The sequence below is a fragment of the Aquirufa salirivi genome, assembly GCF_045310485.1.
Taxonomy (GTDB): domain Bacteria; phylum Bacteroidota; class Bacteroidia; order Cytophagales; family Spirosomataceae; genus Aquirufa; species Aquirufa salirivi.
Window position 1 is genome coordinate 262,074 of sequence record NZ_JBEWZH010000004.1, and the last position, 17,552, is coordinate 279,625.

16 protein-coding genes are annotated in these 17,552 nt (G+C 38.2%); 10 read left to right on the forward strand and 6 right to left on the reverse strand.

The genetic code is table 11. From position 1 onward, the window contains the following. Positions 1-1,113: pseudouridine synthase (locus U0R11_RS07295; protein ID WP_406750963.1), on the forward strand; the 1,113-nt coding region annotated here is incomplete at its 5' end. Between the two features lie 81 nt (positions 1,114-1,194). Here U0R11_RS07295 and U0R11_RS07300 read toward each other — a convergent pair. Beyond that, positions 1,195-2,121: an AraC family transcriptional regulator gene (locus tag U0R11_RS07300; RefSeq protein ID WP_406750965.1), complete on the reverse strand. Its 927-nt coding sequence runs from the start codon at positions 2,119-2,121 to the stop codon at positions 1,195-1,197. A gap of 315 nt (positions 2,122-2,436) precedes the next feature. Here U0R11_RS07300 and U0R11_RS07305 point away from each other — a divergent pair, with 315 nt between their 5' ends. The 8 genes from U0R11_RS07305 to U0R11_RS07340 all read left to right on the forward strand — a co-directional run bounded on the left by U0R11_RS07305 (position 2,437) and on the right by U0R11_RS07340 (position 9,119). Further along, positions 2,437-3,462 (forward strand): rod shape-determining protein, encoded by a 1,026-nt coding sequence (locus tag U0R11_RS07305; RefSeq protein ID WP_166373829.1) that lies wholly within the window; start codon positions 2,437-2,439, stop codon positions 3,460-3,462. Between the two features lie 16 nt (positions 3,463-3,478). After that, entirely contained in the window at positions 3,479-4,318 is an 840-nt protein-coding gene (gene mreC, locus U0R11_RS07310) for a rod shape-determining protein MreC (RefSeq protein ID WP_406750967.1), read from the forward strand. 1 nt (position 4,319) lies between these two features. Then, on the forward strand, positions 4,320-4,829 hold the full coding sequence (locus U0R11_RS07315; protein ID WP_406750969.1) for a hypothetical protein: 510 nt from the start codon (positions 4,320-4,322) through the stop codon (positions 4,827-4,829). A 99-nt stretch (positions 4,830-4,928) separates the two neighbouring features. Beyond that, complete coding sequence (locus U0R11_RS07320) at positions 4,929-5,537, forward strand: sigma-70 family RNA polymerase sigma factor (RefSeq protein ID WP_406750971.1); 609 nt, start codon at positions 4,929-4,931, stop codon at positions 5,535-5,537. Positions 5,538-5,590: 53 nt separating this feature from the next. Next, positions 5,591-5,863, forward strand: a complete 273-nt coding sequence (locus tag U0R11_RS07325) for a phosphohydrolase (RefSeq protein WP_406750973.1) — start codon at positions 5,591-5,593, stop codon at positions 5,861-5,863. Positions 5,864-5,883: 20 nt separating this feature from the next. Further along, positions 5,884-6,450, forward strand: coding sequence for a guanylate kinase (gene gmk, locus U0R11_RS07330; protein ID WP_406750975.1), 567 nt, complete (start codon positions 5,884-5,886; stop codon positions 6,448-6,450). Positions 6,451-6,453: 3 nt separating this feature from the next. Continuing rightward, positions 6,454-7,026: a nicotinate (nicotinamide) nucleotide adenylyltransferase gene (nadD, locus tag U0R11_RS07335; RefSeq protein WP_406750976.1), complete on the forward strand. Its 573-nt coding sequence runs from the start codon at positions 6,454-6,456 to the stop codon at positions 7,024-7,026. Between the two features lie 17 nt (positions 7,027-7,043). Next, complete coding sequence (locus tag U0R11_RS07340) at positions 7,044-9,119, forward strand: ComEC/Rec2 family competence protein (RefSeq protein WP_406750978.1); 2,076 nt, start codon at positions 7,044-7,046, stop codon at positions 9,117-9,119. Between the two features lie 32 nt (positions 9,120-9,151). On the opposite strand, the gene typA is transcribed toward U0R11_RS07340, so the two are convergent. The 5 genes from typA to cysS all read right to left on the reverse strand — a co-directional run bounded on the left by typA (position 9,152) and on the right by cysS (position 16,198). Then, a complete protein-coding gene (typA, locus tag U0R11_RS07345; protein WP_406750980.1) occupies positions 9,152-10,960 on the reverse strand; it encodes a translational GTPase TypA in 1,809 nt (602 codons plus the stop codon). 114 nt (positions 10,961-11,074) lie between these two features. Beyond that, positions 11,075-13,027 (reverse strand): 1-deoxy-D-xylulose-5-phosphate synthase, encoded by a 1,953-nt coding sequence (dxs, locus tag U0R11_RS07350; protein ID WP_406750982.1) that lies wholly within the window; start codon positions 13,025-13,027, stop codon positions 11,075-11,077. 67 nt (positions 13,028-13,094) lie between these two features. Then, positions 13,095-13,958, reverse strand: a complete 864-nt coding sequence (locus tag U0R11_RS07355; protein WP_406750984.1) for a rhomboid family intramembrane serine protease — start codon at positions 13,956-13,958, stop codon at positions 13,095-13,097. 1 nt (position 13,959) lies between these two features. Further along, positions 13,960-14,700, reverse strand: a complete 741-nt coding sequence (locus tag U0R11_RS07360) for a rhomboid family intramembrane serine protease (protein ID WP_406750986.1) — start codon at positions 14,698-14,700, stop codon at positions 13,960-13,962. A 4-nt stretch (positions 14,701-14,704) separates the two neighbouring features. After that, positions 14,705-16,198 carry a cysteine--tRNA ligase gene (cysS, locus tag U0R11_RS07365; protein ID WP_406750988.1) on the reverse strand — a complete coding sequence of 498 codons (1,494 nt, stop codon included), beginning with the start codon at positions 16,196-16,198 and terminating at the stop codon, positions 14,705-14,707. A 167-nt stretch (positions 16,199-16,365) separates the two neighbouring features. Here cysS and U0R11_RS07370 point away from each other — a divergent pair, with 167 nt between their 5' ends. Beyond that, the gene (locus tag U0R11_RS07370; protein WP_406750989.1) at positions 16,366-17,544 is read left to right on the forward strand and encodes a hypothetical protein; all 1,179 of its coding nucleotides are present in this window, start codon (positions 16,366-16,368) and stop codon (positions 17,542-17,544) included. Positions 17,545-17,552: the final 8 nt, after the last annotated feature.

Below are 17,552 nucleotides of genomic sequence, written 5' to 3' on the forward strand. Positions count from 1 at the left end.
CGTTCATTCTCAGGCCCAAGAAGAGATTCAGGAGATACTCGTCGCCCATTTGGAGATAGAGAAAGAAGACCCTATGATGCAAACCGCGAATTTTCTGAGGATAAGCCATTTGTGCCCAAAGAAGATTTTAGTTCTGAGCCAAGTAGTGAGCAAGGAAATGATGAAGTAAAGCCAAGAGCTTATAGTAGTGATCGTACTCGTCCTGACACAAGAAGAGAAGATGCTCCAGAAAGCAGAGACTTTTCTGAAGGCAGAAATGCTAAGTTCTCCAAGCGCGATACGTTTAAAAGTAGAAATCGCTATGAGGAGAAACCTGCCTTTACCCCTCAATATAAGTTAGATCGTTTTAGAGAAAAAGCTCCAGCACGTATACAAAAGAAATTCATTCAGGAAGAGCGCAAGAATGATTCCATTCGTTTGAATCGTTACATTGCCAATGCCGGTATTTGTTCTCGTCGTGATGCAGATAAGTTGATTGAAGCGGGAGAGATCAAAGTAAACAATAAAGTAATTACAGAAATGGGCTATCAAGTTCAGCCTACGGATATTGTAAAATATGGTAACCGTAAACTGAACAGAGAAAAACCAGTTTATGTGCTTTTAAATAAACCCAAAGATTTTCTTACAACTACAGAAGATCCCAATGATCGTAAAACTGTGATGGAATTGGTGAAAAATGCTGGTGATGCCCGCATTTACCCAGTAGGTCGTTTGGATAGAAATACCACTGGTTTGATTTTGTTGACCAATGATGGCGAGTTAGCTGATAAATTAACGCATCCTTCCAATGAAATAGAGAAAATCTATCAAGCAGAATTGGATAAGCCTTTGACAGATGAAGATTTGGAGAAGATCAAAGCAGGTTTGGCCTTAGAGGACGGAGAAATCAAGGTAGATGACATCGCCAAGGTTACACCAGATGGATACGTTGTGGGAGTAAAAATCCACTCAGGTAAAAATCGCATTGTTCGTCGTATTTTCGAACATTTAGGTTATGAAGTAACCAAGTTGGACAGAACTACATTTGCTGGATTGAATAAGAAAGATTTGCCAAGGGGCAATTGGAGGTATTTATCTGAAAGAGAATTGGTTAAGTTGAAATACTTAATGTAGGTACAAACAAAAGGCCCATGAAAATGGGCCTTTTGTTTTACAAATCTTTTTGATGTTTATTTCAACCAACCTAGTGAAGCATTATATATTCATCAATGATTCTCTTCTTCTCATTTTTCCTGCTGGGATACCGAACATCATTTTAAAACGACGGCAGAAATAGGCCGTGTCTTTGTAGCCCACTTCGGAACCAATGGCTCTAATCGATTTCTTGGTAGTTCTCAATAATCCAACAGCAGCTTCCATTCGTTGGTACTCAATATAATCCTGAGGATTGATTCCTGTCAGCATTTTGAAATATTGACCCACATAGTCTTCTGATACGTTAGCCACATTGGCTAGGACTTTATTAGAAAGATCTCCACCCAAATTATCTTTGATATAGGCAAAAATGTCTATTAAGCGTGGGTCTTTGAAATAAGTACTGTTGGTAGCTAATTGCTCAACAAACAAACGGTTACGAATGATGTAGCGAATTACTTCAATAACGATTTCTTCCGTCTTAATTTTGATGATACGCCCCTTGCCAATCTCCTCTGACATATCTTCCAACAAGATTTCCTTGATGGATTGCGCTAGGTTATCATCTTTCTTTATTAAAAATGGAGGTATATCTAAGGAAGTAAAGAAGTTGACGGAGTCAAACACCTTTGCCTCAAAAGCCACCATGCCAAATGAATTATCCGCTTTGCCAATAATGGCAGGATCCATGTTTTGATCAAAATACAATTCACGGTGCGTCATGAATTCTTCATTATTGACGGCTTTCGGTTTTTCGGAATTACCATAGGTCACGCTGACCATTTTTCCACCGGGTATAAAGAGCATATCACCCTCTTCTACAGGAGTGTCTTCCTCACCAAATGAAACCTCTCCTTTGTACAAAATCAAGAGAGAGTTTTCCACATCATAATAATTTTTGATGCGGATTGGTTGTAATATTCTAATGTTTCTCGCCTTAATGAATTTAACACCAAGGGATTCGATAATTTTGTTATAATCTTCCATTTTTTTGCTCGTTTACAAACATTCAGAACATTTGTAGGATTAAACTTGGACAAAACTAATAAAACAGATAATAATTCCAAATTATTTAATCCAATTTTTTCCTTAAATTGACAAATAAATTATTGTAATAAACCTATAATTGGCAGCTTTTGCTTAGGAATGCATTTAAAGCGTAGTTTAGATTGACTTTTATAATTATTTCGAGGATATTCCATTTTTTGATTTAATTTAAATAATTAGCTCGTTTTTTATTGGTAAATTTGTTTTTTAGCTTTAGTTCAGCCGCACGACTGGGGTATATTTTAGCATTCAATTATGGGAATTTTTAATTTTCTAACCAAGGATATTGCCATCGACTTAGGTACGGCCAATACCCTGATTATTCACAAAAATCAAGTGGTGGTAGATGAGCCATCCATCATTGCGTTGGATCGAACAACCAACAAAGTGTTAGCTGTTGGTAGACAAGCCATGATGATGCATGAAAAGACCAACGATAACATCAAAACCATTCGTCCATTGAAAGATGGGGTTATTGCAGACTTTACTGCAGCCGAATTAATGATGCGGGGCTTGATTAAAATGATGGATAAAGGAAATTCATTTTTCTCGCCTGCTTTACGTATGGTTATTTGCATTCCTTCCGGAATAACGGAGGTGGAAAAAAGAGCGGTAAAAGATTCGGCAGAGCATGCCGGTGCACGTGAAGTATACATGGTTCATGAGCCGATTGCAGCGGCGATTGGAATTGGAATAGATATCGAACAACCTAACGGTTCTTTAGTCGTAGATATTGGAGGAGGTACCACCGAAGTAGCTATTATTTCTTTAAGTGGTATTGTGGTGGAGAATTCCATCCGTGTAGCAGGTGATGAATTTACTCGTGATATCAAAGATTATTTGTTACGAGAACATAAGTTAATTATCGGAGAACGTTCAGCAGAACAAATTAAAATTCAAGTTGGGGCTGCTTTACCCGAACTAGAAAACCCACCTGCTGATTTTGAAATTCGTGGTCGTGATCAAATGACGGGAATTCCGAAAGAAATTTTAATCAACTATTCTGAAATAGCTTATGCGCTGGATTCTTCTATTACCAAAATAGAAGTTGCCATTATGGAGACTTTACAACGAGCTCCGGCAGAGTTATCAGGTGATATTTTCCACAATGGTATTCATCTAGCTGGTGGTGGTGCGATGTTGCATGGTCTAGATAAGCGTATTGAAAAGAAAACGCAATTGAAAGTCCATGTTGCTGATGATCCATTAAAGGCAGTGGTACGTGGAACAGGAGAAATCTTGAAAAATCTAGAGAAATACAGACCTGTTTTAATCACCTAGCCAAAAAAATTTAGGTATGAATCAATTGTTTCAATTCCTCTTACGACAAAGGAACCTCCTTTTGTTTTTCGTATTGGAATTGATCAGCTTATGGTCCGTATTTAAGTATAATGACTACCAAAGAACACTGTATTTTAATACCACAAATCAGTGGGTAGCTTCTTTGTTGGCTCAAAAGCAAGAAGTTCAGAATTACTACCAACTTAGGGATATCAATCGAGAATTAGCGGCTGAAAATGCGAAATTACGGCAAGAAGTGTTTCAATTAAAAGCCAAGCAAGCACCCGAATTGAAGTTACCTTATTTTATCAGTGAAGCAGTATTAAACCGATATCAGCCCGTGGCGTGTAAGGTCATAGATCTAAGCACCCAACAATCTCAAAATTATTTAACGATAGATAAAGGAACAAAAGATGGCCTTCATCCTGGAATGGCCGTAATTTCCTCCACAGGTGTGGTAGGGAAGGTGCTCTCTTGTACAGAAAATTTATCCATGGTTATTTCCATTTTGCACATCAACAATACGGTTTCAGCTAAGCTGAAATCCAGTGGAGAGTTGGGCTATGTTAAATGGGCTGGCTGGCAACCTGAGGTGGCAGAAATGATGGATGTGTCTAAATATAAAAAAGTAGTCAAAGGAGATACCGTAGTAACCTCCGATTACAATGCAGTTTTTCCGCCCAATGTGCCCATAGGTATTGTAGCCAAACTAGGCTTGAAAAAAGATGGTAATTTTCATGATATAAAAATCATGTTATTGACCCATTTTTCGACCTTACAATATGTCTATGTGATTAAAAACCGATTGGCATGGCAGCAAGCTAAATTGGAACAATCTAAACCAAAGACGGAATAAGATGGGATCAAGTAGTACTTTTCGATGGATTTTGACGGTAATTTTCACCTTATTCATTCAAGTTCTATTTTTAAGGGATTTGACCATTGCCTATTTTGCCTTTTGTTTCATCTATGTATGGCCCTTAATCAAGGCACCAATAGATACTCCTCCTGCCTATTTAATGTTGGGGGCTTTTGTACTAGGCTGGATGGTGGACGTATTTTACAATACCCATGGCATGCATGCTTTTGCTTCCGTATTAATGGCCTCTTTACGTACTCCAATCTTCAGATTGTTAACGCCAGCCAATGGCTACGATGAGCGTTCGAGTGTAAGTTTACAAGAAATGAGACCTTTGTGGTTTTTTTCTTACTTGTTTTTGATGCTTTTTTGTCATCACAGTGTATTATTTCTCTTGGAAGCGAGTGATCTAAGCTTGTTAGGAATTAGCCTGTTGAGGGGTTTTTCTAGCTGCTTGTTGGGCCTCTTGGTATTTGGTATTTTAGAACTTTTTAATTTGAACAAATAAGCCTTTTTGTCATATTTTTCCTTTCTTTTTTCTTGGGCATAAAATTGTAGGAAGGGAATGTACGTTATCAGAAAATGATAATGCCTTAATATATTGACTATGGACGTCCAAGTAGAAAATGAAATCGATCCTTCGCCACATGCGAGACAGATTTTTGAAAAGGAATTTATGCCGCATTTAGATGCGATGTATAATTTTGCATTGAGATTGACGAATGATGAGGATGATGCACAAGATTTGGTTCAAGATACCTGTTTAAAAGCTTATCGTTTCATCCATTCTTTTGAGCCTGGTACCTATGCCAAAGCATGGTTATTTCGCATCCTAAAGAATAATTTCATTAATGATTACCGCAAAAAATCTCGCGGTCCATCCAAAGTTGAGTTTGAATGGGTGGAGCAATCTTTTGCCGGTGATGATGATCCAGAACCTTCTCATCAAGCGGATTTACACGCGGAGACGGTGAATGAAATGTTGGGTGATGAAATCACAAAAGCCATACAAGCTTTGCCGGTGGACTTCCGTATGATTATTATTTTATGTGATTTGGAGGAGTTTAGCTATGAGGAAATGGCTAAAATTTTAAATATTCCTATTGGTACAGTACGTTCACGTTTACACCGTGCCAGAGCATTATTGAAAGACTCTTTAGCGACTTATGCTAAATCAAAAGGATATGGAGCTGACACTTTGTCAGAGTTGGATTGAACTTTTACATCAAGGCTTGTGTTAGCCCAAACAGAATGAATTAATTAATGAGCATGAAGAAGAGCTGTGAACATCAGAAAGATTGCATGAAGCTAATCCAGCGCATTTTGGATAAAGAAGCAAGTCCAGAAGAGGAGGCTGCCTTTTTGGCCAACAAAGATCAATGTATTCCTTGTCAAGAAGGTTATGAATTGGAAACGACTTTAAAAAAGGCGATTAAAGAAAAATGTACTGCAAAATGTCCTGATGAACTTTTCGCTCGGATCAAAGAGAAACTTTTTCTATTAATTATCCTTATTTCCATCTTAATTCCCTTATTTTGTTAGCTTAAACAAACATCAATTTTTTGGAAGGGAAATTAATTATTTTTTCAGCACCTTCGGGTTCAGGTAAAACGACCATCGTTAAAGAACTCATCAAAAATAATTCCAATTTGGGATTTTCCATTTCAGCTTGTACCAGAGATAAGCGCGGGAGATCAGAGGAGAATGGTAAAGATTATTATTTTTTAACTCCTGAAGAGTTTCGTCAAAAAATCAATGAAGAGGCCTTTGTTGAATGGGAAGAAGTCTATCCTGGGGCCTATTACGGCACATTGAAATCTGAAATTGAGCGGATTTGGGCATCTGGCAAACATGTCATTTTTGATGTGGATGTGAAAGGTGGACTAGCGTTAAAGAAATATTATGGAGATCGCGCTTTAGCTATATTTGTGAAGGTTCCAACCTTAGAAATTTTGGAAGAAAGATTGCGTTCTAGAGGTACAGAAAGTGAGGAAGCCTTATCCAAACGCATCTTTAAGATGAAATTTGAATGGTCTTTTCAAAGTCAATTTGACGTCATTTTGGTGAATGATAACTTAGAGGAAGCAATCGAAAAAGCACAATCTCTTTTCGATGATTTTACCCAATAAACCATGAAAATCGCTTTGTTTTTTGGTTCATTTAATCCCATTCATCACGGTCACCTGATGATTGCCCAAGCTGTATTGAACCAAACTGATGTTCAGCAGATTTGGTTTGTGGTTTCGCCTCAAAACCCTCATAAAAAGAGTAAAAGCCTGTTACATGAGTTTGATCGATTGGATTTAGTGGAAAGAGCCATCGCAGATAATTTTCAATTCAAAAGCTGTGATATTGAGTTTAGCTTGAAGAAACCCTCCTATACAATTGATACCCTCATCCATTTGTCAGAGAAGTTTCCTCAGCATGAATTTGAATTGATTATGGGTGGAGATAATTTAGAACAATTTAAAAGCTGGAAAAACTACGATAAGATTCTTGATTATTTTGGTCTTTACGTATACCCACGTGGGGAAGAGCCTACAAGCGACCTGTGGAATCACCCTAAAGTTAGAATGGTGAATGCGCCCGTTTTGCATATTTCAGCTACTTACATCAGAGCGTGCATTCAAAAAAAACATTCGATCAAATATCTAGTTCCTGATACTGTTGAGCAGTTAATCGCTCAAAAAAAATTCTACATTTAAGCCTTAGCGCTTAAAAATTGTTTTCATTTTTCAGTCCATTTCCTTTTTTACGACTTTGCCTATGGTGGGCATTGGGAATTATTTTAGTTCCTGAAAATCCCACAGAATTGGTTTACCAGGTTCTTTTTTGTCTCTTTTTGGTAGGCCTGTTTTGCATCATCATTTGGACAAAAAATAGACCACTTTTTTATGCTTGTTCTTTATCCTTAATCTGCTTTTGTGCAGGATATCTGCGCACGTTGGACGTGATAAATCAATTTCAAAACTTGCCTTCTGATGTCATTGCTTTTCGATTTCAGCTGGTAAGTACACCTATTAAAAAGCCAAAAACCTATGCATTTGTGGGAGAAATTTCAGCATATATGAATTCAAAAGGGGAATGGAGAGCTATACAGACTCTAAGTCAATTCTACTTAGATAATACAGTTGATTCTCCACAAATGGGGGATATCTACCTCGCTAAGGCTCATCTTCAAGCCATTCGACCAGCGGCATTTCCATATGGACAAAACTGGTCAGCCTATTATGCCAGAAAAGGAATATATTCCACGGCATATTTGGCAGCAAAATGGACGAAATTGCAGCAGCGTACCGAAAGTAATTTTTCATATAAAGCGTTTTTTGAAAGTTTGCAACAGAAACTATTGCAGCATCTTCATCGGGCGCTTCCTGGGGAAAGGAATAGGGCTGTAGGAGGTGCTATGTTATTGGGAGGACATGAAAGTATCGACTTTGAAACAAAAAAGAGTTATGCGGCTTTAGGGGCCATTCATATTTTATCAGTTTCTGGGATGCATGTAGGAATACTTTTTATGTGTATTCAATTTTTTCTCACATTCATCCCTCGTCGTAATCGAATATTTTCTATTGGAGTTTTCATGCTACCTATACTTCTTATTTGGATGTATGCTGGAATTACTGGATTTTCTGCACCAGTATTACGCGCGAGTTGTATGTTTTCGGTGGTACTTTTTGCTCAGACATTTCGATATTCCCTGAATTCAATCAATCTCTTGGCATTTACGGGTTTTGTGATGCTGGTTTGGGATCCCATGCAACTATACGATGCGGGTTTTCAATTGTCGTTTTTAGCTGTTTTAGGAATACTTATATTCCAACCCTCATTAAATGCTATTTGGGAACCGAATATAAAACATCCCATAGGACAATATATAGTTAAACAAGCATGGTCTTTAACTACTGTAGCTGTTACCGCTCAAGTTTTGACTTTCCCTTGGATCTTGTATTACTTTCATCAATTCCCCCATGTGGGTATTATGTTATTGGTGAATCCCCTACTGGTGTTACTGTCATCTGTCTCTTTGATTTTAGGATTAGTATTCCTACTGATTGGACCCATTTTTTATGCTTGGGACATTAGTCATTTGTACATTATTATGGGAAAAATTTTGGATACAAGTCTCACATTTCTGCATGAAATAATGTTTTGGATTGATCATGCATTTCAACCAACGATCCCTTTTTTACATTGGGAAAATTGGATGTTTGTTTCGTACTATTTGATGCTAATCCTAGTGAAATACTGGTGGGATATTCGGCGCGTTATCATTTTAGGTTTTTTTGGTTTAGTGCTAATTGGTAGTGTTTCGTATTTTCAATTGGAGCAATGGAAAGCAATGAAACATCAAAGATTAGCGTATTTAGGCCAATATCGGGGAGAACCGGTATGGCTTTCAATACATGGATTAAAAGCCATATTGCTAGCTCCTAGGAAGACGTATCAAGATCCAGCTTGGATACAATCCAACATTTCTCCTGTTTTGGCACATCATTTTATCGAGGATACAGTTCAAGTGAAATGGGAGGAAGAAAAGAATGTTTCTTGGCAATGGAAGGGTAAGCGATTTTATATAGTTCAGCAACCTCAGGTGACATTTTCTGCTAAAATCGACGTTTTGATTATTAACAGTAAATTAAAAAAGCAAAGTTTTGATTGGTTGAAATCTAGGAGAGGGGGAGATTGGCTTTGGACTCAATCATTCGCAAGTTATTATCTGAAGAACTTGTCTAAGATAAATCACTTGCCCAATCATCAGCTGGCTTTGGACTCGGTTACCGCTAGGGTATATTAAAAAAGGCTGTCGTTTCGGACAGCCTTTCTAAATTATTTATTTTTTTGCTCTTGACGTTTACGTTCGTTTGGATCTAAGAAGATTTTACGCATACGTAAAGACTTTGGAGTGATTTCTAAATATTCATCTTTTTGGATGAATTCCATACACTCTTCAAGCGAGAAGTTTAATTTTGGTGCAATCTTGGTATTGGTATCAGTACCTGAAGCACGCATGTTGGTTAATTGTTTTGCATTTTGCAAGTTAACCTCGATATCGTTTTGGCGATTGTGTTCACCAACAACCATACCTGAGTAAATTTCTTCACCTGGATCGATGAAGAACACCCCTCTGTCTTGTAATTTATCAATGGCATATGGTGTAGCAACACCTGTGTTCATGGAAATCAATGAACCGTTAATTCTACCTGGAATTGATCCTTTAAAGGACTCATATCCAATAAAACGGTGTGCCATGATTGCTTCTCCAAAAGTAGCTGTTAACACTTTAGAACGTAATCCAATCAAACCTCTAGAAGGAATGTTGAATTCTAAGTGTTGTAAGTCTCCTTTAGGTTCCATAATCAATAACTCACCCTTTCCCTGAGTAGCTAATTCAATTACTTTACCAGCTACTTCTTCAGGTACGTCAACGACTAAAGATTCAATGGGCTCTAATTTTTCTCCATTATCGCCTTCTTTATAAATTACTTGTGGTTGACCAACTTGTAATTCATAACCTTCGCGACGCATGGTTTCAATTAAAACAGACAAGTGAAGGATACCACGACCAAATACTAAGAATTTATCTTCGCTTTCAGTAGTCATAACTCTCAAAGCCAAGTTTTTCTCTGTCTCTTTGAATAGACGCTCACGAATATGACGTGAAGTTACCATTTTACCTTCTCTACCAAAGAATGGAGAGTTGTTGATGGTAAACAACATGTTCATCGTAGGTTCATCAATAGCGATACGCTCTAATGCTTCTGGATTTTCTGGATCGGCCAATGTATCTCCGATTTCAAAATCTTCAATTCCTGTTACTGCACAAATTTCTCCACATTCTACCGTATCAACACGTACTTTACCTAAGCCTTCAAAAACCTGAAGTTCTTTGATACGCATTTTTTTAATTGAGCCATCTGACTTACAAAGTGCGATAGGCATATTTTCTTTCAATGTTCCACGCTCCAAACGCCCGATAGCAATACGACCTACAAATGAAGAATAGTCTAAAGAAGTGATTTGCATTTGAGGAGTACCTTCCTGAACTTTAGAAGCAGGAATGTGCTCGATGATGGCATCTAACAATGGGATGATGTTGTCTGTTGGAGTTTTCCAATCGGTATTCATCCATCCTTGTTTAGAAGAACCGTATAAGCAAGGGAAATCCAATTGCTCTTCTGAGGCATTCAAGTTAAACATTAAGTCAAATACGGACTCATGTACTTCATCTGGGCGACAGTTCTCTTTATCTACTTTATTGACAACTACGATTGGTTTTAAACCTAAAGCGATGGCCTTAGATAAAACGAAACGTGTTTGAGGCATAGGACCTTCAAAGGCATCGACTAATAACAAAACACCATCAGCCATACGTAATACACGTTCTACTTCTCCTCCAAAGTCGGCGTGACCAGGAGTGTCAATGATGTTGATTTTCACGCCATTGTAGCGAACGGATACGTTTTTGGAAACGATGGTAATTCCGCGCTCTCTTTCTAGGTCGTTGTTATCTAGGATAAGGTCACCAAATTCTTGATTTTCTCTAAAAATCTTAGATGCATGAATGATTTTGTCGACTAGGGTAGTTTTACCGTGGTCAACGTGGGCAATAATGGCAATGTTGCGAATGCTTAGCATATAATAATGGCGCTTTGATGAAATCAAATCTCTCTGCCTGAGGAAATTTAAGGTGCAAAGGTAGGGATAATTTCTTAGAAAAGTACTAATTGAAGATAATGAAATTGTGAAATCTTAGTCTTGATTCACTTTCTGAGAAGTAGATTTGATTTTGTTCGGATAGAAATCGGCAATTTTTTTCAAGATATTTTCAGAATCAATCCCACATAATTGGTAAAGTTCATGCGGCTCCCCATGTTCAATTATATCGTCAGGGACTCCTAATCGTAATATGGGTTTGTTGTATCCATGATCTAACATAAACTCCGCGATAGCAGAGCCAAATCCTCCTTGGATACAAGCATCCTCAACGGTAATGATTTGATTATATTGAGAAAATACTTCATGAAGTATTTCTTCGTCCAATGGTTTGACAAATCGCATGTCATAAAGCGCAGGCTTCAAGCCCAAAGATCTTGCTTTTTGGCAGGCTAATTCAGCTTCATTTCCAATATGGCCAATACTTAAAATGGCAATTTCTTCTCCATCCAACACTTTTTGTCCTTTGCCAATGGTAATTTCCTCAAAAGAAGTTCTCCAAACAGGCATGACACCAGAACCCCTAGGGTATCGAATAGTAATAGCCTTTTGATGATCTTTGAATTTATCTAATGAGGCTGTATACATGATATTTCTAAGCTCCTGTTCGTTTCTCGGTGCCGCAACAATCATGTTAGGTATACAACGCATGTAGACTAAATCAAATAAACCGTGATGGGTGGGGCCATCAGCGCCTGCAAGGCCTGCTCGATCTAAACAAAATATGACTGGGAGTTTTTGTAAACAGACATCATGCACCACTTGGTCATAGCCTCTTTGCATGAAAGAACTGTAGATGTTGCAAAAAACGGTTAGCCCTTGCGTCGCCATTCCTGCTGAAAAAGTAACCGCATGTTGTTCTGCAATACCCACATCAAATGCGCGATCGGGCATAGCTCTCATCATAATATTTAGAGATGAACCAGAGGGCATAGCAGGAGTAATGCCCATAATTTTTGGGTTTTGCTCTGCCAGTTCTAATATCGTATGACCAAAAACTTCTTGGTATTTAGGAGCTTGAGGATTATCAAATGTCTTTTTGTGGATCTCTCCGGTGATTTTATCAAATTTTCCGGGGGCGTGCCATAGGGTCTGATCTTTCTCGGCTAAGGAATAGCCTTTACCTTTGGTAGTGATGCAATGTAAAATCTTTGGCCCTGGAATATCTTTTAAATCATTTAACACCGTGGTTAAATAATGTACATCATGTCCGTCAATAGGACCAAAATACCTTAAATTGAGGGATTCAAATAGGTTGCTTTGCTTAAGTAAGGTAGCTTTTAACCCGTTTTCTATTTTCGAAACAATTTCTTGAGCTGATTTCCCAAACTTGGACATCTTGCCTAACAGATTCCAGACATCGTCTTTCACCCGGTTGTAGGTATGGGAGGTAGTAATATCTGTTAAATATTCTTTTAAAGCACCTACATTGGGATCGATTGCCATGCAATTATCATTTAAGATAATCAACATGTTATTGGGGATATCCCCCGCATGATTCATGGCTTCGAAAGCCATACCAGCAGTCATGGATCCATCTCCAATGACCGCAATGTGCTGTTTGTGAAATTCTTTTTTATACCTAGAGGCGACAGCCATACCCAGTGCCGCAGAAATGGATGTAGATGAATGCCCTACGCCAAAGGCGTCATATTCACTTTCTGAACGCTTAGGGAAACCACTAATTCCTCCCAATAATCGATTGGTATGAAATGAATCTTGGCGCCCAGTTAGAATCTTATGGCCATATGCCTGATGTCCAACATCCCAAACAAGCTGGTCATCAGGTGTGTTGAATACATAATGCAAGGCTACCGTTAATTCAGTGACGCCTAAGGAAGCACCAAAATGCCCACCATTGACTGAAACATTGTCGATGATGAATTGGCGTAATTCATGACAAACCGCAGGTAATTCTGCAGGGGACAACTTCCGCAAATCCGCTGGGGATTGGATTTTGCTTAAGATAGGTCCGGCTTGAAATTGCATCTTGGAGGGGTAAATTTGATGAAGGGTTCTGATTTAACTATACAAAGGTAAAAATGTTTTTGGCTGACTAGTCATTTTTTTGACTTGCTTTAAACAATCGTTTCTTTTCATGCTTACTTAAACTTTCATAACCTGAGGTTGAAATTTTATCTAAAATCGCGTTCAATTCATCCTCTTCAATCTCATCTGCTTCATTTTGCTCCACAAAATCCTGAATTTTTTTCTGGACAGTCATGGAGTAAGAATAAATTTTTTCTTCAGGTACGGGTCTTCTAGATTGCCTTCTTTGATAAGAATAGGCATAAAGAAATCCTAATAAGGCTCCTCCTAAATGGGCTATATTACCACCGGCATTAGTTCCAGTGGTTTCAATCATGGACCAAAGAATATAAAATGCAGCCACGTATTTAATAGCTACTTCTCCAAAGATCAATAAATGCACTTTATAATTGGGTTGTAAAGTTGCTGCACCTACAACAATGGCAAAAACACTGGCAGAAGCCCCATTTAAATATATGGGGCCTTTCATGACGAAATAGGAGAAGCTATTTAATAACAAGATGTAGGCAATGGCACCCGCCAATCCACCTAAAAAATACAATTGAATAAGGCGTTTTTGACCTACAAAGCTATGAATGATATTGCCAAACCAATATAGGAATAGCATGTTGAATACTAAATGGAAAACCTCGAAATGCGCAAAGAAATAAGTAAAAAAGGTCCAAGGTTTGTATAAGACCAATTTGGGTTGAGAAGAAAGGGCTATTTGTTCTAGTAATTGATTATACCAATCTTCCTTTCCGGCCAAGGATAAAAAAACATGGCTTAGGGAAATGACAACAAAGACAAAGATATTAGCCAAAATAAGTCGCCACAACCCATTTTCTGGATTTTGAATGACGAGCCTGATGTCTTGCCAAATACTTTTCATCTCAATAGAAATTGTTTCTATGTGTTTTCCAAACTTTCAATAAAACTACTGCAAAAATCATCCCTCCAATGTGGGCGAAATGAGCAACATTATCCCCTTGACTTTGCTGAATGCCCGCATATAACTCATAAAGGCCATAAAACGTAACGAAATATTTGGCCTTGATCGGAATAGGAAATGGGAACAAAAACATTTCTGAATTTGGGAATAAATAACCAAAAGCCATGATGATGCCAAAAATGGCACCCGAAGCTCCACCCAAGGCACCCATATTAATCAAGGCCTCATAATTAGATATAACCCAGTTGATGTTGATTTGTCCACCAGGAGCCGAAATGACCCCATAGTGCTGGGCATAATCAATCAAATTATCTGAATTAGGGTTCGACAAAACAAGCTCTGTGGCCCTTCTTATTTCTGCAAAATCAATGAAATGTTGGATGCCCATGTATAAGAGTCCCGCGCCAATTCCACAAAAAAAGTAAAAGAAAAGAAAGCGTTGCGCACCCCAAATGCGTTCTAATAGGGAGCCAAACATATACAGTCCAAACATGTTGCCTAAAAGGTGCATGAAACTAGCATGAACAAACATATAGCTGACCACCTGGAAAAAACGGAAATCACTAGCGCCGAAATAATGTAATGAGAGTAGTTCTTGAGGAAAGCCAAAGCCCTTGATCAAGTAAAGCCCCACATTAATTAACAATAAAGTACGTACCGTAGGTGTTAAGTTTTGTAGCATTTTTTTATTCTTCGTAACCCCAATCAATGGAGGTTTTCATGTCTTTTATGAGTAATCCCATGGATTTGAAAGTTGTTCTAATTTCATCCACTTTGTCGTATTGCTTACTTTGCTTGAATTCCGTATACAATTGAAGTAAGCCTTGAATCATGCTCTCCCAGTTATCTGGAAGTTCTTCTTTAATGCCTAATATATTTTCTAAGAATGAAATATAGTTAGTTTTTAATAAATCAAACGACTTTTCACCCATGGATTCTAAGGAAACTTGGGCTGTATACAGTTGATTTATTTTCTTCAATAAAGTGAATAAATTGGCTATCGTTACTGCCGTGTTCAAATCATCATTCATGCCACCATAACACCCTTGCACGGCTGCTTGTATTTCATCGCCGTGTTTGGTGTCGACAAGTTCAAGACTGGCATTCGCAGGGAAGGACATATTCTTTACGATTCTAAGTCCATTCGCGATACGCTTATACCCTTTTTGTGCGGCTTTTAATGCCTCATTGGAAAAGTCTAAGGTACTTCTATACTGCGATTGCAGCATGAAAAAGCGGACTGTCATGGGACTGAAGGCTTGTTCCAATAAAGGGTGATTTCCACTAAATAATTCTGAAGGTAAAAATGAATTCCCTAATGACTTACTCATTTTTTGGCCATTCACGGTAAGCATATTGGTATGCATCCAGTATCGAACAGGTGCTTTGCCATAGGTGGCTTTTGCTTGAGCAATTTCACATTCATGATGAGGGAATTTCAAGTCCATTCCACCACCATGTATATCAAATGTGTCACCTAAGTACTTATGACTCATGCAAGTACATTCTAAATGCCAGCCTGGGAATCCCTCTCCCCAAGGTGAAGGCCAATGCATCAAATGCTCAGGTGCAGCTCTTTTCCACAAGGCAAAATCCAAGGGATTTCTTTTTTCTCCCACACCATCCAAATCCCTGGTTTCTGTTAGTAAATCCTCTAACACACGACCAGAAAGTTTTCCGTAATCTCCTCCTTGTTTATTGTAGGTTTCTATATCAAAGTAGACAGAGCCATTCGATTCATAGGCTAATCCTTTGTCTAATAAAATCTTAGTTGTTTCAATTTGCTCCATAATGTGCCCCGTAGCAGTTGGTTCGATGCTCGGTGGAAGTAAATTGAATTGTTCTAACACTTGGTGGAAATTTTGGGTATAGCGATGTACAATCTCCATAGGTTCTAGCTTTTCAAGCTTGGCCATTTTCCCGATTTTATCCTCTCCTTCATCACCGTCACCCACTAAGTGCCCGACATCAGTGATGTTTCTAACATAACGCACTTGGTAGCCTATGTGACGTAAATAGCGGTGAAGGATGTCAAATGAGGTGAAAGTCCTTAAATTACCCAAGTGAACATAATTATAGACCGTTGGTCCACATACATATAATCCTACGTGTGGAGCATTGATGGCCGTGAATAATTCTTTTTCTCTACTGAGTGTATTGTATAATTTTAAGGCTTGCATGGTATAAATTATCCTTTCGGAGCTGCTATTTATAAAAGAACTAAAATTACTTTGATTCTTTTAAACCACCAAACGATATATAAGCATTGAATGTTTTATGGGTGGTCGGATTGCTCGTTTCATTCTATTATCTTTGTTGAATATTAACATTTCATTTCAAACCCAGCATGTATTTACGAGAAGTAGCTGAAGATAGCCAATTAAAAAAAGCTTTTTTAACCTTTCCTGTTAGCTTATATGCACATGATGCTAATTGGATTCGACCCTTGAATTCGGACATTGAGTCTATATTTGACCCTAAAAAAAATCCACATTTTAAACACGGGGAGGCTATTCGCTGGTTATTGTTTAATGAAGAAAATCAAGTCATTGGTCGCGTTGCAGCATTTCACGATGGAAAACCAGCCAAAGAAGGAGAATTATCCGCTGGAGGTATGGGATTTTTTGAGTGTATCGAAGACGAAAAAGCTGCTTTTATGTTGTTTGATGCCTGTGCTGAATGGTTAAAAAGCAGAGGATTAGACGCCATGGATGGTCCTATCAATTTTGGAGAGCGAGATAGTTTTTGGGGATTGATGGTGAAAGGATGGGAATTTGAACCTACGTATAAAATGCCTTGGACGAAAGAATATTACATCGCTTTTTTTGAGCGTTATGGTTTCCAAGATTATTTCCAGCAATATGTATTTGTTTCACCCGTTTCTGCGGCGAATGTAGCACCATCCATTGAAGAAAAAGCGCAAAGAATTTACCAAAATCCGAACTATATTTTTCAGCATATTGAGAAATCAGATTTAAGTAAATATGCTGAAGATTTCAAAGTGATTTTCAATGCTGCTTGGGCTAAATTCCCCGGTGTCTCGGCCATGAGCTCAGAGCAAGCACAGAAGTTAGTCAAGAAAATGAAGCCCATCATTGATGAGCAATTATTATGGTTCGCCTATACCTCAGAGGGAGAACCTGTGGCCTTTTTTATCGTGATTCCTGATTTGAATCAAATTGTTAAACACCTCAATGGTAAAATGAATGTTTGGGGAATGATCAAGTTTTTACTCCTGAAATGGAAAGGTGCTTTAACGCGCTGTTGCGGTGTGATTTTTGGTGTCGTGCCTGAACACCAAGGCAAAGGTGTGGAATCTGCAATAGCCCTGCGTTTCCGTCAAGCGGCCCGCGATAATCCTTTTTATCCTTATGAAACGATGGATATGAATTGGGTGGGCGATTTTAATCCTAAAATGCTTCGATTTGTATCTCAGTTGGGAGCCAGCATCGATAAAACATACATTACTTATCGTTATTTATTTAATCCAAACCAGCCCTTTAGTCGTTGTCCTAAAGTAGGCTAAATATTTTA

Coding starts and splice junctions, on each gene's coding strand:
- U0R11_RS07300 (WP_406750965.1), bottom strand. CDS start 2,121: ATGGAAGATTATAACAAAATTATCGAATCCCTTGGTGTTAAATTCATT.
- U0R11_RS07305 (WP_166373829.1), top strand. CDS start 2,437: ATGGGAATTTTTAATTTTCTAACCAAGGATATTGCCATCGACTTAGGT.
- mreC (WP_406750967.1), top strand. CDS start 3,479: ATGAATCAATTGTTTCAATTCCTCTTACGACAAAGGAACCTCCTTTTG.
- U0R11_RS07315 (WP_406750969.1), top strand. CDS start 4,320: ATGGGATCAAGTAGTACTTTTCGATGGATTTTGACGGTAATTTTCACC.
- U0R11_RS07320 (WP_406750971.1), top strand. CDS start 4,929: ATGGACGTCCAAGTAGAAAATGAAATCGATCCTTCGCCACATGCGAGA.
- U0R11_RS07325 (WP_406750973.1), top strand. CDS start 5,591: ATGAAGAAGAGCTGTGAACATCAGAAAGATTGCATGAAGCTAATCCAG.
- nadD (WP_406750976.1), top strand. CDS start 6,454: ATGAAAATCGCTTTGTTTTTTGGTTCATTTAATCCCATTCATCACGGT.
- typA (WP_406750980.1), bottom strand. CDS start 10,960: ATGCTAAGCATTCGCAACATTGCCATTATTGCCCACGTTGACCACGGT.
- dxs (WP_406750982.1), bottom strand. CDS start 13,027: ATGCAATTTCAAGCCGGACCTATCTTAAGCAAAATCCAATCCCCAGCG.
- U0R11_RS07355 (WP_406750984.1), bottom strand. CDS start 13,958: ATGAAAAGTATTTGGCAAGACATCAGGCTCGTCATTCAAAATCCAGAA.
- U0R11_RS07360 (WP_406750986.1), bottom strand. CDS start 14,700: ATGCTACAAAACTTAACACCTACGGTACGTACTTTATTGTTAATTAAT.
- cysS (WP_406750988.1), bottom strand. CDS start 16,198: ATGCAAGCCTTAAAATTATACAATACACTCAGTAGAGAAAAAGAATTA.
- U0R11_RS07370 (WP_406750989.1), top strand. CDS start 16,366: ATGTATTTACGAGAAGTAGCTGAAGATAGCCAATTAAAAAAAGCTTTT.